This is a genomic window from Streptomyces apocyni, assembly GCF_009739465.1.
Lineage (GTDB): Bacteria > Actinomycetota > Actinomycetes > Streptomycetales > Streptomycetaceae > Streptomyces > Streptomyces apocyni.
This window is the reverse complement of the sequence record NZ_WHOM01000036.1, coordinates 165,118-181,379: the sequence shown is the minus strand read 5'-3', so window position 1 is coordinate 181,379 and position 16,262 is coordinate 165,118. Positions and strand designations below refer to the sequence as shown.

The 16,262-nt window shown below is 71.6% G+C and carries 12 protein-coding genes; 4 read left to right on the top strand and 8 right to left on the bottom strand.

The genetic code is table 11. The features are described 5' to 3' along the window. Positions 1–6 precede the first annotated feature (6 nt). The 8 genes from GCN81_RS04510 to GCN81_RS31725 are packed head-to-tail and all read right to left on the bottom strand — an operon-like array spanning position 7 to position 9,320. Positions 7–1,194 (bottom strand): acyl carrier protein, encoded by a 1,188-nt coding sequence (locus GCN81_RS04510; RefSeq protein ID WP_156722127.1) that lies wholly within the window; start codon positions 1,192–1,194, stop codon positions 7–9. Continuing rightward, on the bottom strand, positions 1,191–2,552 hold the full coding sequence (locus GCN81_RS04505) for a TrpB-like pyridoxal phosphate-dependent enzyme (protein ID WP_156722126.1): 1,362 nt from the start codon (positions 2,550–2,552) through the stop codon (positions 1,191–1,193). Before GCN81_RS04505 ends, GCN81_RS04510 begins: the two co-directional genes overlap by 4 nt. Then, positions 2,549–2,833: a phosphopantetheine-binding protein gene (locus GCN81_RS04500; RefSeq protein WP_156722125.1), complete on the bottom strand. Its 285-nt coding sequence runs from the start codon at positions 2,831–2,833 to the stop codon at positions 2,549–2,551. Before GCN81_RS04500 ends, GCN81_RS04505 begins: the two co-directional genes overlap by 4 nt. Before the next feature lie 38 nt (positions 2,834–2,871). After that, positions 2,872–4,239 (bottom strand): glutamate-5-semialdehyde dehydrogenase, encoded by a 1,368-nt coding sequence (locus GCN81_RS04495; RefSeq protein WP_156722124.1) that lies wholly within the window; start codon positions 4,237–4,239, stop codon positions 2,872–2,874. A gap of 8 nt (positions 4,240–4,247) precedes the next feature. Next, the gene (locus GCN81_RS04490) at positions 4,248–4,988 is read right to left on the bottom strand and encodes an SDR family NAD(P)-dependent oxidoreductase (protein ID WP_156722123.1); all 741 of its coding nucleotides are present in this window, start codon (positions 4,986–4,988) and stop codon (positions 4,248–4,250) included. Further along, positions 4,988–5,845 carry a thioesterase domain-containing protein gene (locus tag GCN81_RS04485; protein WP_156722122.1) on the bottom strand — a complete coding sequence of 286 codons (858 nt, stop codon included), beginning with the start codon at positions 5,843–5,845 and terminating at the stop codon, positions 4,988–4,990. The genes GCN81_RS04490 and GCN81_RS04485 overlap by 1 nt, the downstream gene beginning before the upstream one ends. Further along, the gene (locus GCN81_RS04480; protein ID WP_197287469.1) at positions 5,842–9,072 is read right to left on the bottom strand and encodes a non-ribosomal peptide synthetase; all 3,231 of its coding nucleotides are present in this window, start codon (positions 9,070–9,072) and stop codon (positions 5,842–5,844) included. Before GCN81_RS04480 ends, GCN81_RS04485 begins: the two co-directional genes overlap by 4 nt. Beyond that, positions 9,069–9,320: a phosphopantetheine-binding protein gene (locus GCN81_RS31725; protein ID WP_197287468.1), complete on the bottom strand. Its 252-nt coding sequence runs from the start codon at positions 9,318–9,320 to the stop codon at positions 9,069–9,071. Before GCN81_RS31725 ends, GCN81_RS04480 begins: the two co-directional genes overlap by 4 nt. A 261-nt stretch (positions 9,321–9,581) precedes the next feature. On the opposite strand from GCN81_RS31725, the gene GCN81_RS04475 reads away from it, so the two are divergent. The 4 genes from GCN81_RS04475 (at position 9,582) to GCN81_RS04460 (ending at position 16,261) form a co-directional block, all read left to right on the top strand. Further along, positions 9,582–12,161 (top strand): condensation domain-containing protein, encoded by a 2,580-nt coding sequence (locus tag GCN81_RS04475; protein WP_156722120.1) that lies wholly within the window; start codon positions 9,582–9,584, stop codon positions 12,159–12,161. A 159-nt stretch (positions 12,162–12,320) separates the two neighbouring features. Then, positions 12,321–13,589, top strand: a complete 1,269-nt coding sequence (locus tag GCN81_RS04470) for an MFS transporter (RefSeq protein ID WP_156722361.1) — start codon at positions 12,321–12,323, stop codon at positions 13,587–13,589. A 135-nt stretch (positions 13,590–13,724) separates the two neighbouring features. Beyond that, a complete protein-coding gene (locus GCN81_RS04465) occupies positions 13,725–14,960 on the top strand; it encodes a KamA family radical SAM protein (protein ID WP_231626366.1) in 1,236 nt (411 codons plus the stop codon). 11 nt (positions 14,961–14,971) lie between these two features. After that, complete coding sequence (locus tag GCN81_RS04460; protein ID WP_156722119.1) at positions 14,972–16,261, top strand: pyridoxal phosphate-dependent aminotransferase; 1,290 nt, start codon at positions 14,972–14,974, stop codon at positions 16,259–16,261. Position 16,262: the final 1 nt, after the last annotated feature.

The window sequence follows — 16,262 nt, the reverse complement described above, 5'->3', positions numbered from 1 at the left end:
GACTCCTTAGCGCGGGACGGCCCGCGGCTGGGACGATGTGGTGATCAGCAGACACAGGGCGTCGATCTGGTGGAGGTTCTCCGGGAGCAGGTCCTCCGGGTCGAACTCGATGCCGAGCCGCAGCTCCAGGCTGTCGACGATGTCCACCACCTTGAACGAGTCGAAGCCGGGCAGCTCGGACAGCTCGGTCCCGGCCAGTACGGTGGCGGGGTCGGCGCCGAGTACCGACGCCACGACCTCCGCCACCGACTCGCGCAGCGGGTCGTCGCCCGCGCCGCCGAACACCTGGCGGTCGGCCTTCAGCACGGCGGCCACGTCATCGAACAGCCTCTTCGGCTCGGGTCGCCCGCGCTGCACCCGGCGCTGCGTCAGGAAGGTCTGCTCGGCCAACCGGTCCAGCTGCCCCAGATGTTCGGACACCTCCGGTGGCGCGGGGCTGCCGGACCGCTGGGCCAGGAAGGCCGCGTGCAGCCTGCGTGAGCGCGCCAGGAACCAGGTCTCCATGGTGAGTTGGTCCAGCGCCGCCTGCCGGTCGGGGTGCTCGGCGTACGCGGCCACAAAGGGCTCGTACGGGTCGTGCTCGGCGCTGGGCAGCACCCGCGGGGCCTCGGCCAGTGGCGTCAGGGACACGACCAGCGAGGCGCTCGGCAGCTCGTCCCAGCCGTACTCCCACCGCCCCGGCCTGGCCAGGCCCCAGGGGGTGTGGTTGTGGTACGCGTCCACGACCGCGGCTCGCCCGTTGGCGCCCGGCTCCACCAGCCACCCGTGGTCAATGTGCCGCTGCCGGTGATACGGCAGCCACGGCATGTCGTACCCGTCGGCGATGACGTACAACGGGCCGTGCCGCTCGGCGAGTTCGCACAGCCGCCCGGCGGGCACGTCCTGCCAGCGGCCGGACTCCACGAGACCCAGCCGCCCGGCCTCCCCGAGTACGTCATCAACAGGCGGCCCCACGGTCGGCAGACCGCGCGACGCGCCGGAGACCGCGGGGCGAAAGCGCAGCGCGGCACCGAGCGCCAGATGGGTGTCCGGGCCGTGGTGGTGGTCGGCCAGCACCGACAGGCTGGTCTGAAAGCAGTTGAGAAGCTCGGCCCGCACGGTGGTCAGCGCGGAAGCGGACCCAGCCTCGGGTGCGGTCGCCGTGGATGTAGGCGTAGGCGTAGATGTAGACGCGGTCGTGCTCGTGGTCGTCATGCGGGCCCTCCTGCCACGGCGGCGGGCACCCGGTCGCCGTACACCGGGGACAGCCCGGCGACGGCCGACAGCAGGGCCTCCTCGACCGGTGCCTCGTCGCCCAGCTCCCCGTTGAGTAGCTGCTCGTAGGCGCCGAGGTCGAGGTAGCCGTGTCCGCTGACGCAGACCAGCACCCCGCGCCCGGCGCGCATCCCGTCCGCGCCCGTGGTGGCGAGGCGGGCCGCCGCCGCCAGTGCGTGCCCGGACTCGGGCGCGGGCAGCACCTGTTCATGCAGCGTCAGCAGCCGCCCGGCGTCCAGGGACTCCGGCTGCCCGACCGCGATGGCGGCCACGTCCCCCGTGTGCCGCAGCGCGGAGACGACCTTCGCCGCGCCATGGAAGCGCAGCCCCGCCGAGTGCGCGTCCGGGATCGGGTAGTCGCTGCCGATGGTGTACATGGCCTCCATCGGGCCGGTGCCGGTGGCGTCGGTCTTGTCGTAGGCGTACACCCCGCGGGTGAGCTTGGGCGCGGTGCTCGACTCGGCCGCGACCAGCAGCGGCGGGGTGGAGCCCTCGGCCGCGGCCGCCGCGTGGAACGGCAGCGCGATCCCACCGAAGTTGGAACCGGCGCCCACGCACCCGACCACCGCGTCCACCTGGGTGTCCAGCTCGGTCAGTTGCGCCTGGGCCTCCAGGCCGATCACCGACTGGTGCAGGATGCTGTACGTCTCGCCGCTGCCGATGCAGAAGGCCACACCGTCGTGGTTCCGCGCGTACTCGACGGCCTCGCCGATCGCCAGCGACAGACTGTTCCCGAGCGGGGTGGAGCGTTGCCCGGACACCTCCGTCAGCCCGCTGGGGCTGGAGTGCACCTCGGCGCCCAGCATCCGCATCAGGACGCCCCGGTACGGCTTGCGGCGCAGACTCGACTCGACCATGAACACCCGGCAGCGCAGCCCGAACAAGGCGCAGGCCGCGGCCATCGCGGTGCCCCACTGGCCCGCTCCGGTGCCGGTGACCAACTCCCGTACCCCGGCCCGCTTGTAGTAGTACGCCTGGGCCAGTGCCGTGTTGAGCTTGTGGCTGCCGGAGATGTTGCCGCCCTCATACTTCATATAGATCGGCACGCGCGCGTCGATGGCCCGCTCGAAGCCTGTCGCCCGCCAGAGCGGGGTGGGCCGGAAGTGCCGGTAGGCGGCGATGACCTCGTCCGGGATCGTCCAGTACTCGCGCGGCAGCACGCTCTGCCGGACCAGCTCCATCGGCAGGTTCACGCCCACGCCGGACCCGCCGCTGCCCGGAGGCGTGCGGTCCGGCGGCAGCGGCTCGGACAGGTAGGGCAGGACGCTGCGCCAGGCCGTGGGCAGGGTCGCGGTCATCGGGACGCCTCCGCACCCTGCAGAACGACATCCACGAGATCGCCGACGACCTTGAACGTACGCCCGACGAACAGGTCGTCCGGCAAGGTGATGTCCAGGACGTCCTCGATCTGGACCAACATGCCCACGAACCCGAGCGAGTTGACCCGCAGCAGTTCGCCGACCAGCGGCTCGGTCTCAGTGATGGTCGCGGGGTCGACGGAGAGCCGGGACTCGGCGATGACGACCCGCTTCACGGCGTCGGCCACCGCGACCCGGTCGAACTGTTCCACAGCGGTCATGACGTGCCTCTCAGCTTCGGGTGCGAACGTGATGGTGTTTAGCCGCGCAGTTGCCCGTTGCCCTCGACGACCCAGGTGCGGGTCAGCAGAGAGCCGAGCGTGACCGGTCCGCGGACATGCAGTCGGCCGGTGGCGATGGCGAGTTCGGCGCCGATGCCCAGCTTGGGTCCGTCGTGCAGCCGCAGCGAGCCGTTGACGACCACGGTCGCGGCGTCCACCCGACGGGCGAACTCCTCGGCCACCGCAGCGTCCTGGGCGATCACGCCCTCGGTGTGGGTGGACCCGTAGCGGCGGATGTGCCCGGCCGCCTCGCTCAGGCCGTCCACCGCCAGTACGCCGATCGTGGGGTCCAGGAACTCCCGGCCCAGGTCGTGCGGTTCCAGCGCCTCGATCCGCCAGGGGCGGCCGGGGGACGCGGGCTCGGGTCCCGGTACGGCGGGATCCAGCCGTACGGTCAGCAGGGGCGGCTCTCCGTCCGGCGCGGCCGGTACTCCAGCAGCGGCCCGCCCATTCGCCGTCCGCTCCTTCGCCGTCCGCTCCGTCTGGCGGAGCAGCGCCGTCAGGTAGGCCCCGGCGATTCGTCGGTCGGCGAGTACGAGCTCCACCGAGGTGCAGCCAGCGGGTTCAGGCAGCTTGCTGTCCAGCGTGATGGTGGCCGCCAGGTCGAGGTCGGCGCTCTCGTGTACGTACAGGTGATTGACTCCGCCACCGCTGGCGATCAGCGGAATGGAACTCGCGGTGCGGCAGTACTCGATGAGCGACGGGCTGCCGCGCGGCACCAGCACGTCCACCGCGTCCGGGCGCTTCAGCAGCGCCTTCATCACTGACCGGTCGGGGTCGTCGACCACCGTCACCAGATCGCGCGGCAGACCGGCCGCCGCCAGCGCGGACTGGACGGCCTCCGCCAGCGCGGCATCGGTGGCGCCGCACTCCTTGCCGCCGCGCAGCAGTACGGAGTTGCCCACCACGACGGGCAGCAGCGCACCGTCCACGGTCACGGTCGGCCGGGCCTCGTACACCATCAGCAGGACGCCGAGGGGCTTGGGGATCTGCCGTAGCGTGCCCCAGTCGCCCGCCGGGATGCGGGGGCCGCTCGCGCTCACCGTGGCGAGTTCGGCGCTGACCTGCTCGGTCAGCCGCACCATGGAGCGGAGGTGTGCGTCGGTCACCCGGAGCCGGTTGACCAGAGTCGGTGGCAGGCCGCGCCGCTCGGCCCGCTCGATGTCCCGGGCGTTGGCCGAGCGGACAGCGGGCCAGGCGGTGGTGAGGGAGCGGGCCAGTTCGTGGCAGTAGCGCGCGTACGCCGGGTCGCCGATCGGCGGCGTCAGCGTGAGGGCCGTACGGGACCGGGCGAGCAGGAGTTCGGTCCTGTCGGTCGCGGAAAGAGCGGGAGTCACAAGGCTCATCGGTGTCCTCACCACATGAACTGCCCACCGTCAACGATCAGCTTCTGCCCGTTCAGGTAGGACCCACCGGGTCCGACCATGAACTCCAGGGCATCGGCGATGTCTTCGGTGGTGCCCATGCGTCGCTGCGGGATCTCGTCCAGGGTCTGCGCCATTCGCGCGGGGTCGTCCAGGCGCCAGCGAGTACGGAGCTCCTCGGTGTCGATCATGCCGGGGATCAGGCAGTTCACCCGGAGCGCCGGGGCGAGTTCCAGCGCCAGGCACTTGGTGAGCTGGAGCAGACCGGCCTTGCTCGCACAGTAGTTGGCGCCGTCGACGCGGGGGCGCATCCCGGTGGTGGCGCCGATGTTCACCACGCTGCCGCCGCCCGCCTCGATCATCGCCGGGGCAAGCGCCCGGGTGAGCCAGAAGGGGCCGGAGAGGTTGGTGTCCAGGACCCGTCGCCAGTCCTGGTCGGTCAGTTCGAGAAACGGCCGGTCGATGTTGATCCCGGCGTTGTTCACCAGTACGGCGGGCGTGCCGTGTTCACCGAGTACGCGCTCGGCGGCCCGCGCGACCTCCGCCGCGTCGGACAGGTCGACGCGCAGGGCGGTGAGTCGGCCCGGGTGCTCCGCCTCGGCCTTCTCGGCGGCCTCCTGGTCAGACCAGTAGAAGGCGACCACCCGGTGCCCCAGGTGGATCAGGCGGTGGCTCAGCGCCAGGCCGATGCCCCGGGTACCGCCGGTGACCACGGCAAGGGGGTCGGTCATCAGGACTCCTCGGATGCGGAGGGGGATGCGGAAGGGGACGCGGACGGGGACGCGGAGGCGTGGGGAGCGGTGTCCCGCAGGAACCGCGTGAGATGTCCCAGGACGGCCGTCAGGTGCGGCGGGGTGAGGACGTCGAAGTGGCCGCACGGCAGCGGACTGACCGTCAGATCAGTGGCCAGCGACCGCCATCGGGCCAGGTGAGCGTCGTTGTCCTCGTTGGCGCACGGCATGAGCAGCGTCGGTCCGTCGTATCGCTGGCACACCTCATGCGCCTGGATCGCGATGATGTGCGCGTCCGTCGTACGCGCCACCCGCTCGGTGTCGCTCTCGCTCAGCGCGAGCCCGGACGACGCCACGACCAGCTCACGCAGCGCGTCGGCCTCCTGAGGTCCCACCGCGACCCGTACCGCCGGGCTGTCGATCATCACTACCCGGGGCCGGTACCCACGCGCGCCCAGCGCGGCCGCCAGCTCCCAGGCCAGTACGCCACCCAGCGACCAGCCGAAGAGCAGATCAGGCGGCTCCTCAAGCCCGTCGAGCAGCTTCAGATAGCGCTGGACCATCTCGGGTACGGAGTCATCGGGCCGCTCGCCCGGCAGCAGCCCACCGGCCCGCAGCGCTGACACCGGTCCGACGCGGCTGAGCTGCCGCGCCACGGGGAAGTACGGGCCGATCCCGCCGCCCGCGGGATGCAGCAGAAGGCTGTGTACCGGGCCTCTGTTCACGGCCAGCGGGATGAGCAGCTGCTGCTGGTGTGGGCTGCTGCCCCGGGCGGCCTGGGTGCCCTGGGTGCCCTGGGTGTCCTGCGGGCTCCCTGCGGCTTGGGCGCCCTGGGTGACCTGCGGGGAGACCGTCATGAGGAGGCCTCCGCCCCGTGCAGCAGCCCGGCCAGCGCACGGATGGTGGGCGCCCGGAAGAAGTCCAGCACCGCGACCCGTACCCCTCGGCGCTGTTCGATCTGCGACAGCGCGGTCAGTACGTTCAGCGAGTGCGCCCCGCACTCCAGCAGCGAGCGGTCGACCGCCAGGTCAGTACGGCCAAGGACCTCGGACCACAGCTGGAGCAGCCAGGACTCCAGCTCGTCGGCCGGAGCGGCCTCCGGCCCCCGATGTCCGCCGTGCTCCGCGCGCGCGATCAGCTCGTCGGCCGTCCCCAGCAGCGCGGGCCGGTCGAACTTGCCGTTGCCGGTGGTCGGCATGGCGTCCACCACCAGTACCCGGGCGGGCACCATGTAGCCGGGCAGCTGATCGCCGAGCAGCCGGTCCACCTCCTGGGCGAGCGAGCCCGTGGCGTCGGTGTGCGGCAGCAGGAAGAGCAGCAGGTGACGGTCGGCGCCGTCGCCCCGCGCCGCCGCGACGGCCTCCCGTACGCCGGGGTGGCCCAGCGCCGCGCTCTCGATCTCACCGAGCTCGACCCGGAAGCCGCGGATCTTCACCTGGTGGTCGTCACGGCCCAGGAAGACCAGCACCCCGGACTCGTCCCAGAGCACCTGGTCGCCGGTGCGATAGCGGCGCGCTCCGGCTTCCCCGTACGGGTCGGGCACGAACCGCTCGTCGGTGCGCTCCCGGTCGTTCACGTACCCCGACGCGGGGCAGCGCCCACCGAGCAGCAGCTCACCGGCCACGCCCAGCGGGGCCAGGTGTCCGGTGTGGTCCACGACCTGGGCGGTGACCCCGCTGACCGGACGGCCGATCGGCACATGCGCGGGCCAGCTGGGATCGGCTGCCGACAGCCGCTGGGTGGTGACGGCGTGGGTCTCCGTCGGGCCGTACAGGTTGATGAGCTGGATGTGTGGGTGCCGGGTGAAGAAGTCCTCGATGGCCTGGTCGACCACCAGTTGCTCGCCCGATACGCAGATATGGGTGACGCGGTCGAGTGTGACGCCGTCGGCGGCCCGGACGAACGGCCGCAGCGCCGCCACGGGCAGGTAGACATGGGTGACCTCGGCCTCGACCACCCGCCGTACGACAGCGGGCAGATCGCGGCGGTCGGCGGGCGCGCGGGAGACCACCGTGCCGCCTGACAGCAGCGTCGGCAGGATCTCCTGGAAGGACACGTCGAAGCCCAGCGGCGCGTACTGCAGAAAGCGGGTTCCGGAGTCCATGGCGAACGCGTCGAGCTGCCATGCGGCGAGGTTGAGGAGCGGCCCGTTGCCCATGGCCACGCCCTTGGGCTTCCCAGTGGAGCCGGACGTGAACATCACATAGCCGCCCGACCCACCCTGGCGGTCGGACTCCCAGCCCTCGGAGCCGAAGTGGGGGTGGGGGTGGGGGTGGGAGCCGGTGGTGGCTTGGGCGAGTTCCCGCGGAGCGACCACGACGGCACCCGGCACCGAGCCCTCGCCCACTACCAGCGAGCAGTCCGCCTTGTCGACCATGTACGCCAGCCGGTCCGGCGGAAGTGTCAGATCCAGCGGCAGGAAGGCCGCGCCGAGCCGCAGTACGGCGAGGATGGCCACCACGGTGTCGGTGAGGTTGGCGGTGGTCAGGCCGACTGTGTGGCCCTGGCTCTGGCCCTGACCCGGTGTCACCCCGCGCTCGCGCAGGCCCTCGGCGCTGGCGCGGACCGCGGCGTCCAGTTCCGCGTAGGTCAGCTTGCGGCCGGGCTCTTCCACGGCGATACGGTCCGCGTGGTCCAGGACGGTTCGCTGGAACCAGGCGTCCAGGTCATCCGCCGGTGGGGCGCAACCGTAGCCGTCCGTGGCACCGATCAGCTCAAGGGAGGCGTCCGAGAACAGAGCGCGCAGCGGTGTGGTGGCGTCGGTGGCGGCTCGGTCGATCGCTTCGGACAGCGATACGAGGAGCCCCTCGGCCACCGTGTCGGGGATCAGATCCGGGTCGTGATCAAGCTCGATCAGCCAGCCGTCGGCGGTGGGCGTCACTCCCAGCCACAGGTCGAACTTCGCGACACCCGTGGCGGGTTCGTGCACTGACCGCACCGCGTGGGGCTGCTCGACGACCGTCGAGTCCTGCATCGCGAGCATGGTGGAGAACAGGGGGTTGCGGTTGCTGGAGCGGTCCGGGGCCGCGTGCCGCACGATCTGGCTGAACGGTACGGCCGCGTTCCGCTTCACCGAACGGACCTCCGGGGCCACCACATCCGCCACGTACTGGGCGAACGGCGTGTCCCAGTTGGTCTCCAGCACCAGGGGCAGCGTGTTGACGAAGAAGCCACACAGGCTGTACGAGCCGACGGTGCGCCGCGAAAGCAGGGGGCTGCCGATGGTCACGGCCGCATGGCCCGAATGGCGGGCCAGCACCGCCCCGTACACGGCGCAGAAGAACACGAAAGGGGTGATCGACAGCTGGCCGCACGCCTGGTCCACGGCCGCCGACCGCCCGGCGCCCAGGCGCAGCACACGCCTGCGGCCGGCGAACGCGGTCTCGACCGGACGGCCTGGGCGAGGGTGGATCACGGTGGCCGGAGTGTCCCGCAGCCGCTTGCCGAGTTCCGCCGCCGCGGTGGCCACCGCGGGGTCGGCGGCTGCGTCGTGCTGGGCCTGAAGCTCGCGCAGCAGCGCCCGTTCCCGGGCCGGTCGCAGCGCCGCCGGGTCCAACTCCCCGCGCAGGGCGGCGTTCAGGTCCTGGAGCAGCGGCCGCAGGGAGTAGCCGTCGAACACGGTGTGGTGCACGGTCAGGACGAGGGTCGAGCGGTCGCCGGATTCGGTGCGCAGGAGAGCGAAGCGCACCAGGGGCGGCCGGGTGAAGTCGAAGGCGACCGCGGACAGTTCATCGATGACCTGCCGCAGCTGTCGCTCGAACGCGCTCGTCGTGTCCGTTTCCCCGAGGGCCTGCGCGGGGGACTGCGCGGGGTCCCCGACGACGCGCTCGGTCAGCGGCAGCTGCTCGGGTGTGGGCGGGGGAGCGAGGGTGGCGTGCGGCTGGGGAGCCGCCCACAGGGCCATCCGCAGCGCGGGCTGCACCGTGAGCACCTGCGTGAGTGCCGCACGCACCTCGCTCGCCTGGTAGGCCGGATCCAACTCGGCGACCGCCACGATGTTGTAGAGATGCTGTGCCGTGACCGTGCGCTGCACCAGCAGCAGGCCGATCTGCGACTCGGTCAGCGGCGCGGTCCACGCGGTCACCGGGCGCTCCCGGGTGCGACCAGCCTGCCCAGCCAGTCCTGGAGCTGTCCCACCGTACGCAGATCGGCCAGCTCGCCAGCGTCGATCTCCTGGTCGGCGTCGGGCAGGACATCCGCCACGATCCGAATGATCGACAAGGAATCCAAACCGATTTCGGCCAGATCGGATGCGGAGGTGAACGGCATGCGAACGAACTCGGCGATGGCGGAGTTCACTGCGTCCCCGATATCTTGCGCTGCCTGGCTCATCGAATGGGCTCCCTGAGAAGCGATCGGCGATCTCACGCGGACTTCTGCGTATATCGACGGTACTCACGGCGACTTGGTCACCGTCAAGGGAGATCCGTGGGGCAGCGATAGGGAACGCGCATAAGGCCATTCCGAGAATGCGCAGCCGAGTCATCAGCACCCTTTATCGGCCGATAGCCAGTCGCTCAGGAATGGTTGCCTGAATCCTCTGGTGCGCGGACGATGCGAGGAACGTCGTCGGCCCGTCAGTGGTGAGGGACAGTGAATCGAGCATCGATCGAGGTTCTCAGCGCGCCAGGGCAGGAAGCGCTCTGGTGGACGCAGCAACGGGCGGCTCGCCAGGACGTGTACCACCTGACGTGGCGGATCCGGGTGACGGCACCGCTCGACGCCGAACTCCTCGGCCGCGCCTGGCAGCTCGTGGTCGACCGGCACGAAGCGCTGCGGACCGGCTTCGCGCGCCGCGACGGCGCGCTCGTCCAAGTCATACACGGCGCGGCCGAGACCGAGCTGGAGCGGCTGGGCTGGCGGGCACCGGGCGACGACGCGCCGCCCCGTGCATCAGACGCGCTGCTCGAAGAGTTGGCCACGCAGCTGCACACCCGGCCCTTCGACCTGGAAAGCCCGCCGCTGGCCCGCGCCACCCTCGTCACCGTGGGGGAGCGGCAGGAACTCGTGATCACCGTGCACCACATGGTCCTGGACGGCTGGGCGCTGCAGCTGGTCATGTCGGACCTGGAGACCGCCTACCGTGCCCAGCTGGACGGTACGCCGCCCAACAGGGGCCGGATCTTCACCGAACCAGCCGAGCCCTACCGGCCGTTCGCCGATCGGGCCAGGCAGCCGCCTACCCCGGCCGAGCGGGAGTTCTGGACGCGGCAGCTGCGGGACACCCGACTGGCGGCCCTGCGCCCGGACCGCCCCGCGTCGGCCCGCCCGGGTGCCACGGGCGCGGTGCTCCGCCACCGCCGCCCGGCCGCCGTCGGAGCCGCCGTCGCCGAGATCGCGGCCCGCGTCGGCTGCACCCCGTTCGCGGTCCAACTCGCGGCTCTGCGCGCGGTGCTGGCGCTCGGTGGGGCAGGCGGTCGTAGCGCTGTCGGCGTGGTCGTCGCCAACCGTATGACGCCACAGGACCAGCGGTGCGTCGGGTACTGCGGCAACGTCGTGCTGCTCGCCGACACGGTGGCCTCGTCCGATACCTTCGACGAGGTGGTGGGCAGGGCGCGGGACGCTCTGTGGGAGAGCTTGCCGTTCCAGCACCTGCCCCTCTCCGACGTGGTGACGGACCTGCCCGCCACGGACCGGGCCGCGCTGGGCACCGGACCGGAGATCCTGATCACCTACCACGGGCAGATCGGCTCCGGCCTGGCGCTGGGCGGCCGTCCGGCGGAGCTGCTGCCCAGCCCCAGCACCAGCGCGCGCTGCCAGGTGCTGCTGGGGCTGTTCGAGGACGCGGACGGCGAGGGCGACGGCGTGGGCGGGGGTGGAGATGGTTCCGGTGCCGCGACGATCGAGGTCGAATACGACACCGGACGCCTCGACGAGGCCACGGTCCGGGGCCTGCTGACCGACCTGGACCGGCTGCTGATCGACTCGGCACGCGCGGGCGGCCCGCTCTCTGCGGTCACCACCGGGACGCGGGCCGAGACCATCGAGCCTGGCCCACGGTCGCCGGTGCCAGCGCCGACGTCGGCGCAGGTGTCGGAGCCCCCGGCCGACGCGTCACAGGAGGGCGTGGACCAGCAACTCCTGGACATCTGGGGGCGGGTGCTGGGTGTCCCCGTACAGCCGGACGACGACTTCTTCGCGCTGGACGGCCACTCGCTTCAGGTACTGGAGCTGATCGCCTCGGTGGAGGAGGCCACCGGGCAGCAGGTGGACGTGGCCGACTGGCTCGACCAGCCGACGCCCCGGCGGATGGCGGAACTCACCGGCCACGCCCCGCAACTCCCCGACGCGACACCCGCGCACCCCGCCTCCCCTGTGCACCCTGCCTCCTCTGCGCACCCCGCCTCCGTACCCCCTCCCGAACGGTCAGACGGCCTTCGGGTGTTGTCGCCAGGTGAACCCGGGGGCCCACATCTGCACCTGGTCCATGGCGCGGGCGTCGGCCGACTCCCGTACCGTGAAGTGGCCGACGGGCTGCCGTCCGCCTGGCGGGTCACGGTCAGTGAGGACGATGGCGGCAGCGACGGGACCCTGGCCGGGATGGCCGAGCGGTATCTCGACTCGCTGCTGGCCGAGGGCCAACTCCCCGACGTGCTCGGCGGCTGGTCCATGGGCGGACTGCTGGCGCACGCGATGGCCGAGCGGGTCCAGCGGGCCGGGCACCGCGTACCGCCCCTGCTCATCCTGGATGCCCCGCCACCCGACCACGTCTACGACCTGCAAGCCGCCGACTTCGGGTTCTTCATGGACTGTGTGCTGCGCGGCGCGGGCGCCGCGCACACCCGGCCGGACGAACTCAGCCCCACCGACCACCACTCCACTCGCCACTCCACTCACCACTCCACCGAACTCGGCATCGCCGCACTCACCGCCCTGTTGCGCCGGGCGGGCCTGGACACCCGGCCCGACGCACTGCGCGAGCGGTTCGCCCTGCACCACCGCCACCAGGTCGCGATGGCCGCATACCAGGGAGTGTGCGCCGTGGACGCCGCCGTGCTGCTGGTCGCCGCCGACCTGGATGACGGCGGGGTACGCCAGTGGGAGCGCTGGAGCAGCCGCGAGCTGTCCACCGTGCGGGTGCCCACCGACCACTACGGCCTGCTGCGCGGGGACCACGCCCGTAGGGTGGCAGGTCTCGCCACCGGACTGCTGGCGCCCGCCGCCAAGCCGTAGCCGCCCGCCGCCAAGTGAGAGCCGCTCGGCGGTCCAGTGAGACTCAAGTGCGGGTTGTTACGTTTTGTCACGTTGCTCGCCGAGGGCACGAGGCACCGAGGAGGTCGTCGCATGGAGAGCGCTGACGTCGATGGCGCCGCCATGACCCCACCCGCCACCATGACCCCGCCCGCCGAGGCACCGCCAAGTCCCCAGCCGCCAGCGGCGGGCAGCCGCAACACCCTGGTCCTGGTGGTCTTCACCGCCGTCACCAACCTCGCCGACGGGGTCACCAAGGTGGCCCTGCCGCTGCTGGCCACCCAGCTCACGGACTCACCGGCGAAGGTGTCCGGGGTGGCGCTCACCCTCACGCTGCCCTGGCTGCTCGCCGCCCTGCACGTCGGCGTTCTCGTCGACCGCTACGACCGGCGTCGGCTGCTCTGGGTCGCCAACACGGTCCGTATCGCCGCCATCGCGGCGCTGCTCGTCGCCGCGCTCGGCGACGGGATGAGCCTGGCGGTGTTGTACGTAGGGGGCACGGCACTCGGCGTGGCCGAGGTCATCGCGCTCACCTCGGCGGCCGCCATGGTCCCCATGGCTGTACCGCCCGAGGGCCGCGACCGTGCCAACGCCTGGCTGGCGGGCGCCGAGACCGCCTGCAACGAGTTCTGTGGCCCGTTCGTGGGCGGCCTGCTGGTCGCGGCGGGTACCAGTGTGGCGCTCGGCGCGACCGGCGTGGCGTACGTCGCCGCCATGGGCATCCTGGTCCTGCTGGTCGGCCGGTTCACCCCGCTGAGCGGCACCGGACAGCCCGTCGGCACGGTCAACCAGCGGATCGCCGAGGGCCTGCGCTTCCTGTGGCGGCACCGGCTGCTGCGCCTGATGGCCCTCTCGGTGGGTGTCCTCGCCTCCTGCTGGGGCGCCTGGCTGGCCCTGATGCCGCTGATGGCCACCAAGACGATGGGCCTGGACGCCCGTCAGTACGGCGTCCTGCTCAGCGCGCTCGGCGCGGGCGGGCTGATCGGCGCGCTCACCGTGGGCCCCGTCAACCGGCTGCTCGGACGCCGGTGGTCGATGTTCGCCGACCTGCTCGGCACCGCGGCCATGGTCGCGGCACCGGTGGTCACCACGCGGTTGTGGGTGGTGGCGGCCGGGGCGTTCCTGGGCGGCATGGGCGGCATCCTGTGGACCGTCAACTCCCGCATCATCAGCCAGCGTCTGGTGCCGACCGAAATGATGGGCCGCTACAACGCGGCGGCCCGGCTGTTCAGTTGGGGTGCGATGCCGCTGGGCGCTGGCCTGGTCGGGCTGCTCGCCGAAGTCTTCGACATGCGGACGGCGTTCGCGTGCTTCGCGGTCGCCACGCTGTTGATCATCGTGCCGTTCCTACGGACCGTCACCCCCGCGGCCCTGGCCGCGGTGCCGGTGGAGCACAAACAGAGTTCCTGAGCGGACTTTTCTACGAGACCGGAGGAAGTCACCGTGTCCCCCTTGGCCCCCGCGGCGGCCCCGATAGCCCTGGAAGCAGCGCGATTTCGCGCCTATGGTCCACGCCATATCGACGAGATAGCGCAGCGATACGGCATGTCAGGTGACATGCGGGACACGGTTCGGCTGATCTCCGAAGTGCTCCCTTTCCGTGTCAATGAATACGTTCTCGATCAACTGGTCGACTGGGCGGCCATTCCGGAAGACCCCATATTCCGGATGGTGTTCCCACAGCGGGGAATGCTGCCGGAAGACGACATAGGCCGCCTCGCGAAATTAGTGGACGACCCGTCCGCCAAGCGTGAACTGCGCGCCGAGGTACGGCGCATCCGCGCCGGGCTCAATCCGCACCCCTCAGGACAGAAGCAGCTCAACGTCCCCACCGTCGAGGGCACCGAGATACCCGGACTCCAGCACAAGTACCGCGAGACCGTGCTGTACTTCCCCGGCCAGGGCCAGACCTGCCACTCCTACTGCACCTACTGCTTCCGCTGGGCCCAGTTCGTCGGGGACGCCGACCTGCGCTTCGCCAGCCCCACCCCCGACCCGCTCATCGGCTACCTTGGTGAACATCCCGAGGTCAGCGACGTACTGGTGACCGGCGGCGACCCGATGGTGATGACCACGGAGCGGCTGCGCCGCCACCTGGAACCGCTCCTGGAGATCGAGACCGTACGGACCATCCGGATCGGTACCAAGTCCGTCGCCTACTGGCCGCACCGTTTCGTCAGCGACCCGGACGCCGACGACACACTGCGGCTCTTCGAGCAGATCGTGGCGTCGGGCCGCAATATCGCGGTGATGGCGCACTTCAGCCATCCACGCGAACTGGGGACCGACGTCGCCCGCCGCGCCCTGGCCCGTATCCGCGGCACCGGCGCACTCGTCTACTGCCAGGCGCCCCTGGTCGCGCACGTCAACGACGACGCCCGCACCTGGAGCGAGCTGTGGCGGGCCGAACTGGCCGCGGGAGCCGTCCCGTACTACCTGTTCGTGGAACGCGACACCGGTCCCTACGAATACTTCAAGGTGCCGCTGGCCAAGGCGTCGGCGATCTACCGGTCCGCCTACCGGACGCTGCCGGGACTGGCCCGCACGGTACGCGGTCCGGTCATGTCGGCCACACCCGGCAAGGTCGTCGTGGACGGGGTGACCGAGACCGCCCAGGGGCGCTTCTTCGAGCTGCGGCTGCTTCAGGCACGCGACCCCCAGCTCATCGGGCGGCCCTTCCGCGCCCACTACTCGACCACGGCCGCCTGGCTCGACGACCTCCGGCTCGCCCCGGACACGCCCGCGGACATCGTCGCGGCGGTGCGCGGACCCCAGCCGTGAACAGGCCCGCCATGACGGCCACGCCCGGCCCCCACGGCGCCGCCCCGACCCGCTGGCGGACCTCGCCCAACCTGGACCTCAACCAGCGCGTCGCCCAGCGCCAGGCCGCGGGCGACACCCTCGTCCACCTCGGGTTCGGGGAGTCACGGCTGCCCGCCTTCGGCCCGCTGGTCGAACGCCTCGTCGCGGGCGCGCGGCGCAACGCGTACGGTCCGGTCCAGGGCGCTGACACCGTACGGGCGGCGATCGCCGGATACTTCGCACGCCGCAGGCTGCCCACCGAGCCCGACCAGGTGATCGTCGCCCCCGGCAGCAAGCCGCTGCTGATGGCTCTCCAACTCGTCGTGCCAGGCGATGTGCTGCTGCCCCGGCCGTGTTGGAACACCTACGCGCCGCAGGCCCGGCTGGCGGGCAAACGCGTCTTCGGCGTGCCCATCCCCGACGCTTGCGGCGGCGTACCCGACCCGGCCGCACTGCGCCACACGCTGCGTACCGCCCGCGCCCAGGGCCATGACCCGCGCATCGTCGTCCTGACGCTGCCCGACAACCCCACCGGGACACTGGCCCCACCCGCTCTCGTACGTGAACTGGCGGCCATCGCCGAGGAAGAGGACCTGCTGCTCGTCTCCGACGAGATCTACCGCGATGTGCTGCACGATCCGGCCACGCCGTTCCTGAGCCCCGCTGAAGTCGCCCCCGCGCGTACGGTCGTGACCACCGGGCTCTCCAAGTCCCTGGCCCTGGGCGGCTGGCGGATCGGCGCGGCGCGCTTCCCCGCCGGGCCGTGGGGCGACCACATCCGCACCGGGGTCGTGTCGGTCGCCAGCGAGCTGTGGTCCACGCTGGCCGGTCCGATGCAGGAGGTCGCGGAGTACGCCTTCGCCGAGCCCCCCGACATCCGCCGGCGCCTCGCCGACAGCGCCCGGCTGCACGGCGCGGTGGCCCGCGCGGTGCACCGGATCGTGGTCGACGCCGGGGCCCGCTGCCGTCCGCCGACCGGTGCCTTCTACGTCTACCCCGACCTCGAACCCCTCCGGGCCCGGCTCGCCCCGCGCGGCGTCACCGACTCGCCATCGCTGCACCGGCAGTTGTTCGAGCAGCACGGCATCGTCGTACTCGCCGGACACCACCTCGGAGACGACGAGGGCGCCCTGCGCTTCAAGGCCGCGACCAGCATGCTCTACGGCGCCACCCCGGAGCAGCAGGAGGCGTCACTCGCGGCGCCTGACCCGCTGGAACTGGCCCATGTACGTGAGGGATTGACCCGCATCGAGGAGGGCTTCCACACACTCTGCGACTAGT